At 66.6% G+C, this 6,172-nt stretch carries 6 protein-coding genes and 1 pseudogene; 2 read left to right on the top strand and 5 right to left on the bottom strand.

What is annotated here, in order from left to right:
• Together glcE and glcF are read left to right on the top strand one after the other, a co-directional pair.
• Positions 1–167: pseudogene (glcE, locus tag VIR09_RS12440) on the top strand (glycolate oxidase subunit GlcE); the annotation flags it as partial.
• Between the two features lie 6 nt (positions 168–173).
• The gene (gene glcF, locus VIR09_RS12445) at positions 174–1,418 is read left to right on the top strand and encodes a glycolate oxidase subunit GlcF (protein ID WP_332013152.1); all 1,245 of its coding nucleotides are present in this window, start codon (positions 174–176) and stop codon (positions 1,416–1,418) included.
• Positions 1,419–1,454: 36 nt separating this feature from the next.
• Here the strand turns inward: glcF and VIR09_RS12450 are convergent, their stop codons facing one another.
• From VIR09_RS12450 to VIR09_RS12470, 5 genes are all read right to left on the bottom strand, one after another.
• Positions 1,455–2,894: an NAD(P)(+) transhydrogenase (Re/Si-specific) subunit beta gene (locus tag VIR09_RS12450; protein WP_332013153.1), complete on the bottom strand. Its 1,440-nt coding sequence runs from the start codon at positions 2,892–2,894 to the stop codon at positions 1,455–1,457.
• Positions 2,891–3,208 (bottom strand): NAD(P) transhydrogenase subunit alpha, encoded by a 318-nt coding sequence (locus VIR09_RS12455; protein WP_013392581.1) that lies wholly within the window; start codon positions 3,206–3,208, stop codon positions 2,891–2,893. Before VIR09_RS12455 ends, VIR09_RS12450 begins: the two co-directional genes overlap by 4 nt.
• Before the next feature lie 4 nt (positions 3,209–3,212).
• Positions 3,213–4,331, bottom strand: a complete 1,119-nt coding sequence (locus VIR09_RS12460; RefSeq protein WP_332013154.1) for a Re/Si-specific NAD(P)(+) transhydrogenase subunit alpha — start codon at positions 4,329–4,331, stop codon at positions 3,213–3,215.
• Between the two features lie 229 nt (positions 4,332–4,560).
• On the bottom strand, positions 4,561–5,436 hold the full coding sequence (locus VIR09_RS12465) for an N-formylglutamate amidohydrolase (RefSeq protein WP_332013155.1): 876 nt from the start codon (positions 5,434–5,436) through the stop codon (positions 4,561–4,563).
• Positions 5,437–5,503: 67 nt separating this feature from the next.
• Positions 5,504–6,172 (bottom strand): Bug family tripartite tricarboxylate transporter substrate binding protein (locus VIR09_RS12470; protein WP_332013156.1); only part of this gene is annotated, 669 nt, incomplete at its 5' end.

A 6,172-nucleotide genomic window follows, 5' to 3' on the forward strand; every position in this document is an offset into this window, starting at 1 on the left:
GGCTGGGCGGCCACGCCACGCTGTTCCGCGCCGGGCAGGGCAGGCCGCCGGCCGACGGCGTATTCCATCCGCTGGCGCCTGGGATCGCTTCGATCACGCGTCGCCTCAAACAAGAGCTTGATCCGGCCGGCCTGTTCAACCCCGGCCGTCTGGTCCTGGATCTATAGGGCATCATGCAAACCAATCTGGCATCCTGGGCACGCGATACCGATCTGGGCAAGGAGGCCGACGCCATCCTGCGGCGTTGCGTGCACTGCGGTTTCTGCACCGCGACCTGTCCGACCTATCAGGTGCTGGGCGATGAACTGGACAGCCCGCGCGGACGCATCTACCTGATCAAACAGGTGCTGGAGGGCGCCGAGCCCACCCAGTCCACGCAGCAGCACCTGGACCGCTGCCTGACCTGCCGCAATTGCGAGACCACCTGCCCGTCTGGTGTCCAGTACGGCCATCTGGTGGATATCGGCCGCAAGATCGTCGAAGAGCGCGTGCCGCGCAGTTGGGCCGACAGGACCAAACGCACCTTGCTGCGCAAGACCATGCTGTCGCCCTTGTTCGCACCCGCGATGCGGCTGGGACAGGCGGTGCGCGGCATGCTGCCCGAGGCGCTCAAGCGCAAGGTGCCGGAACGCCGCGCGGCGGGGCCGTTGCCGCAGGTGGCCGGTCATGCGCGGCAGGTACTGATGCTGGCGGGCTGCGTGCAGCCCGCCATGATGCCGACCATCGATGCGGCCACCATCCGCGTGCTGGACGCGGTCGGCATAGGCGCTCGCATCGCGCCCGGCGCCGGCTGCTGTGGCGCGGCCAGTTTCCATCTGGACGCCCAGGACGACGCATTGGGGCAGATGCGCGCCAACGTCGACGCCTGGTGGCCGCTGCTGCAGGACGGGAAGGTCGAGGCCATCGTCATGAATGCTTCCGGCTGCGGCGCCATGGTCAAGGAATATGCACATCACTTGCGGCACGATCCGGCCTATGCGCAAAAAGCCGCGGACATCGTGGCGCTGGTGAAGGACGTGGCCGAGATCGTCGCGCCGCATGCGGCGCAATTGCGCTCGCAGCTGCAGGCGGGCACGCGCGCGGCCTTCCATCCGCCCTGCACGCTGCAGCATTGGCAGGGGCTGCGGCCGCTGTCGGAACAACTGCTGGCGGATCTGGGTTTCGCGTTGCAGCCGTTCGCCGACACGCATCTGTGCTGCGGTTCGGCGGGCGCCTATTCGGTGCTGAATCCGGAAATCGCGCTGGAGCTGCGCGACCGCAAACTGGGCGCCATTGCGGCGGGCGGGCCGGATGTGATCCTGTCCGCCAACATCGGCTGCATCGGCCACCTACAAAGCGGCACCGACACGCCCGTGCGGCATTGGGTGGAAGTGGTGGACGAGCAGTTGCGCCAGCCGGCGGGCCAGCGCGGCGCGTAGGCGCCGGACGCCTGGCGGCATCCGGCGCCGGGCGCTTTACTCCACGGCCTTGACCATGTCTTCCAGCACCTTCTTGGCGTCGCCGAAAACCATCATCGTGCGGTCCATGTAGAAGAGCTCGTTGTCCAGGCCCGCGTAGCCCGAGGCCATGGAACGCTTGTTCACGATCACGGTGCGGGCCTTGTAGGCTTCGAGGATCGGCATGCCGGCGATGGGCGACTTCGGGTCGTTCTTCGCGGCCGGGTTGACCACGTCGTTCGCGCCCAGCACCAGCACCACGTCGGTCTGGCCGAACTCGCTGTTGATGTCTTCCATTTCGAAGACCTGGTCGTAGGGCACTTCAGCCTCGGCCAGCAGCACGTTCATATGGCCGGGCATGCGTCCGGCGACCGGGTGGATGGCGTACTTGACCGTCACGCCGCGCTCGGTGAGCTTTTCCGCCAGTTCCTTCAGCGCGTGCTGCGCGCGCGCCACCGCCAGACCATAGCCTGGAACGATGGTCACGCTTTCGGCGTTGGTCATCAGGAAGGCCGCGTCGTCGGGGCTGCCCGACTTGACGCTGCGCTGCTGCGCATCGCCCGCCGCGGCGGCGCCGCCGGCCTGGCCGCCGAAGCCGCCCAGGATCACGTTGAAGAACGAGCGGTTCATCGCCTTGCACATGATGTAGGACAGGATCGCGCCCGAGGAACCCACCAGCGAGCCGGCGATGATCAGCATGGGGTTGTTCAGCGAGAAGCCGATGCCGGCCGCCGCCCAGCCCGAATAGCTGTTCAGCATCGACACGACCACCGGCATGTCGGCGCCGCCGATCGGGATGATGATCAGCACGCCCAGCACGAAGGCGATGATCGTCATGATGATGAAGGGCGTCCATTCCTGCGTGAGCATGAACCAGATGCCGCAGCCCAGCATCAGCAGCGCCAGCGCCAGGTTCAGCATGTGCTGGCCCGGGAACACCACCGGCGCGCCCTGGAACAGGCGGAACTTGTACTTGCCCGACAGTTTGCCGAAGGCGATGACCGAACCCGAGAAGGTGATGGCGCCGACGAAGGTGCCGATGAACAGCTCGAAGCGGTTGCCGGTGGGGATGGGCACGCCGACGGGCACGATGCCGAAGGCATGCGGCTCGGCCACGACGGCCACCGCGATGGCGACCGCGGCCAGGCCGATCATGCTGTGCATGAAGGCGACCAGCTCGGGCATCTTGGTCATTTCGACGCGCTTGGCCATCAGCGTGCCGATGGAGCCGCCCACCAGCAGGCCCAGCAGGACCCAGCCCAGGCCGACGGTAGAGGCGCCGTCGCGGGCCAGGCCGACGATGAGCGCGGCCGTGGTCAGCACGGCGATCGCCATGCCGGCCATGCCGAACGCATTGCCCAGCCGCGACGTGGTGGGATGCGACAGGCCCTTGAGCGCCTGGATGAAGCAGACCGAGGCGATCAGGTACAGCAGGGTGACGAGGTTCAGCGAGATCATTTCGCTTCCTCCTTGCCTGCCTTGCGGTCCTTTTTCTTGAACATCTCCAGCATGCGCCGGGTCACGAGAAAGCCGCCGAACACGTTGACCGCGGCCAGCGCCACGGCGAACACGCCCATGCCGCGCGCCAGTCCGCCTTCGGTCAGCGCGGCCGCCAGCATGGCGCCCACGATGATGATGGCGGAAATGGCGTTGGTGACGGCCATCAGCGGCGTGTGCAGGGCGGGGGTGACGTTCCACACGACGTGGTAGCCGACATAGATGGCCAGCACGAAGATGATGAGGTTCATCAGGGTGGGGTTGATCGCTTCCATGCTGTTAGTTCCTCCGCGCCACGTTGCCGCCTTCGCACATCAGGCAGGCCGCGACGATCTCGTCGTCGCGCTGGATTGCCAGCGCGCCGTCCACATTGATGATGAGCTTCAGGAAATCCTGGATGTTGCGCGCATACAGCGCCGACGCGTCGGTCGCGACCAGGCCGGGCAGGTTGGTCAGCCCGATGAGGGTCACGCCGTGCTTTTCCACGACCTGGCCTTTTTCGGACAGCGGGCAGTTGCCGCCGCGTTCGACCGCCAGGTCCACCAGCACCGAACCCGGCTTCATGGCCGCGACGGTTTCCGCGGACACCAGCGTGGGAGCGGGGCGGCCGGGGATCAGCGCCGTGGTGATGACGATGTCGGCCTGCTTGCAGCGTTCGGACACGAGCGCGGCCTGGCGCGCCATCCAGGCGGGCGGCATGGGCCGGGCATAGCCGCCAGTGCCTTGCGCGATTTCGCGTTCTTCATCCGTCTCGAAAGGCACGTCGATGAACTTGGCGCCCAGCGATTCCACCTGTTCGCGCGCGGCGGGGCGCACGTCCGAGGCTTCGACCACCGCGCCCAGCCGCTTGGCGGTGGCGATGGCCTGCAGCCCGGCCACGCCGGTGCCCAGCACGACGGCGCGGGCTGCTTTCAGCGTGCCCGCAGCGGTCATCATCATGGGGATCAGGCGGCCATAGTGGTGCGCCGCCAGCAGCACGGCCTTGTAGCCGGCCAGGTTGGCCTGCGAGGACAGCACGTCCAGGCTCTGCGCCCGCGTGATGCGGGGCGCGGCCTCGAGTGCGAATCCGGTGAGCCCGGCGGCGGCCATTTGCTGGATGCCTTCGGCGTCGAAGGGATCGAGCATGCCGATCACGACGGCGCCGGATTTCATCTGGGGCAGTTCCGCCGCCGAAGGCGCGCGCACCTTCATGACGAGTTCTGCCCCCAGCGCATCCTGGGCGGTGCCGAGCGTAGCGCCCGCTGCCTCATAGGCTTCGTCGAGATAGCGGGCGGCGGTGCCTGCCCCGCGCTCCACGACGACGGTATGTTTGCCGCCTACATACTTCTTGACGGTCTCCGGTGTTGCTGCGACACGAGTTTCCCCGTCTCGGGTTTCTTTTGGTATCCCGATGTGCATCTACGCCTCTCCTCATTAATTGGCAATAGTTATACACGGTAACCAGAGCGGAAAGGTGTGCCGGATGTATGGCCAAAAATGTTGGGCGATGCCAACACCCTCTTAAAACGATGGGTGGCGCACGTAAAAAAAGCCCCATGGCGAACCATGGGGCTGGGGTCTTGCAACCCAACTGCTCCGGCCAGTCTGACTGTTCCGCTGGCCGGTACCTGCACGCAAACGTCCGGCGTCAAGCCGTTTGCGCGCGAGTCCAGGTGATCAGCGCGGCGGTGAGCTCGCGCAGATCGGCCTTCAGGCGGCCGTAGTTTTCGGAAGGACGCAGCGAGACTTCGTCCATGTAGAGCTTGCGGTTGATCTCGATCTGCAGGCTGTGGCGGCCTTCCTCGGGACGGCCGAAGGCGCGCACCAGTTCCACGCCCTTGTAGGGATCGTTGACGGTGACGTTGTAACCGCGTTCGCGCAGCCAGGCGGCGATGAATTCGCGGAAGGCCGGGTCGCTGGTGCTGCCGTCACGGTCGCCCAGCACGAAGTCGGGGTGCACCAGGCCCGGGCGGTCGGTGGCGTAGGCGCCGGCGACGCTGGGCATGGAGTGGCAGTTGATGTGCCAGACCTTGCCGAACTTCTTGTGGGCGGCGTCCAGCACCTGGCCCAGCGCGGCGTGGTAGGGCTTCCAGCAGGCGTCGATGCGGTGGCGCACTTCCGCCACCGTCAGCTTGCGGTTGTAGAGCGGCGTGCCGTCGTCCAGCATGCGCCAGATCAGACCCTTGCCCAGCTTGACCTTGGGCGAGGCGTTGACGGCGTCAGGCCAGGCTTGGTCCAGCAGCAATTCGTCGATTTCGTCGGGCGAGCGGTTGGCGTCGATGTAGGCGCGCGGAAACGCGGCGGCAATCATCGGCACGCCCATGTCCAAGGCGTCGCCCCACAGGTCGTCAACCCAGGTGTCCTCGGCGGTGCGCAATGCGCCAAAATCCACCGCAGCCGCGAAATCGGGGGGGTAGGCGGTGCCGCTGTGCGGGGAGTCCAGCACGAGGGGAGCCGAGGGGGCCGAATCTGGATATTGCTGCGGGAGGTCAAGCCGGTAAGACAGGGGTTGGGTAATTCGCATAAGGGGGTATTGCGTTCGTGAATCGGAGGCCCCCGCGCACCGCTGGCGCGCGAGGACCGAAGATCGCTTAGTCGATCTTCACGTTGGCTTCTTTGGCGATGCGCTTGTTCTTGGCGATTTCAGCCGAGATCTGCGCCGCGAATTCGGCCGGGGTGTTGGCGGCCGGCGCGGCGCCCAGGGCTTCCAGGCGGGTCTTGACGTCGGCTTCGGCGCTGACCTTCTGCACGGCGGCGTTCAGCTTGTCCAGCACGGGCTGGGGCAGCTTGGCGGGGGCCACCAGGCCGAACCAGGACGCGTCGTTCACGGCCGGCAGGCCGGCTTCGGCGAACGTGGGCACGTCGGGCAGGCTGGCGACGCGCTTGGGCGAGGCGACGGCCATGGCGATCAGGCGGCCAGACTGCACGTGCGGCAGCGTCGAGGGCAGGTTGTCATACATGACGTCGACCTGGCCGGCCAGCGCGTCGTTCAGCGCCGGGCCCACGCCGCGGTACGGCACGTGCATCAGGTTGGTGCCCGAAGCCATCTTGAACAGTTCGCCCATCATGTGCGAGACCGAACCGTTGCCGGCGGACGCATAGGTCAGCTTGCCCGGCTCGCTCTTGGCCAGCTTGATGAAGTCGGCGATGTTCTTGGCCGGCACCTTCGGGTTGATCGTCATGATGTTGGGCACGGCAGCCAGGTTCGAGATGGGCGTGAAGTCCTTCTCGCCATCGAACGGCAGGTTCGGGTAGATGGC

The organism is Achromobacter sp. (genome assembly GCF_036567245.1).
Lineage (GTDB): Bacteria > Pseudomonadota > Gammaproteobacteria > Burkholderiales > Burkholderiaceae_B > Achromobacter.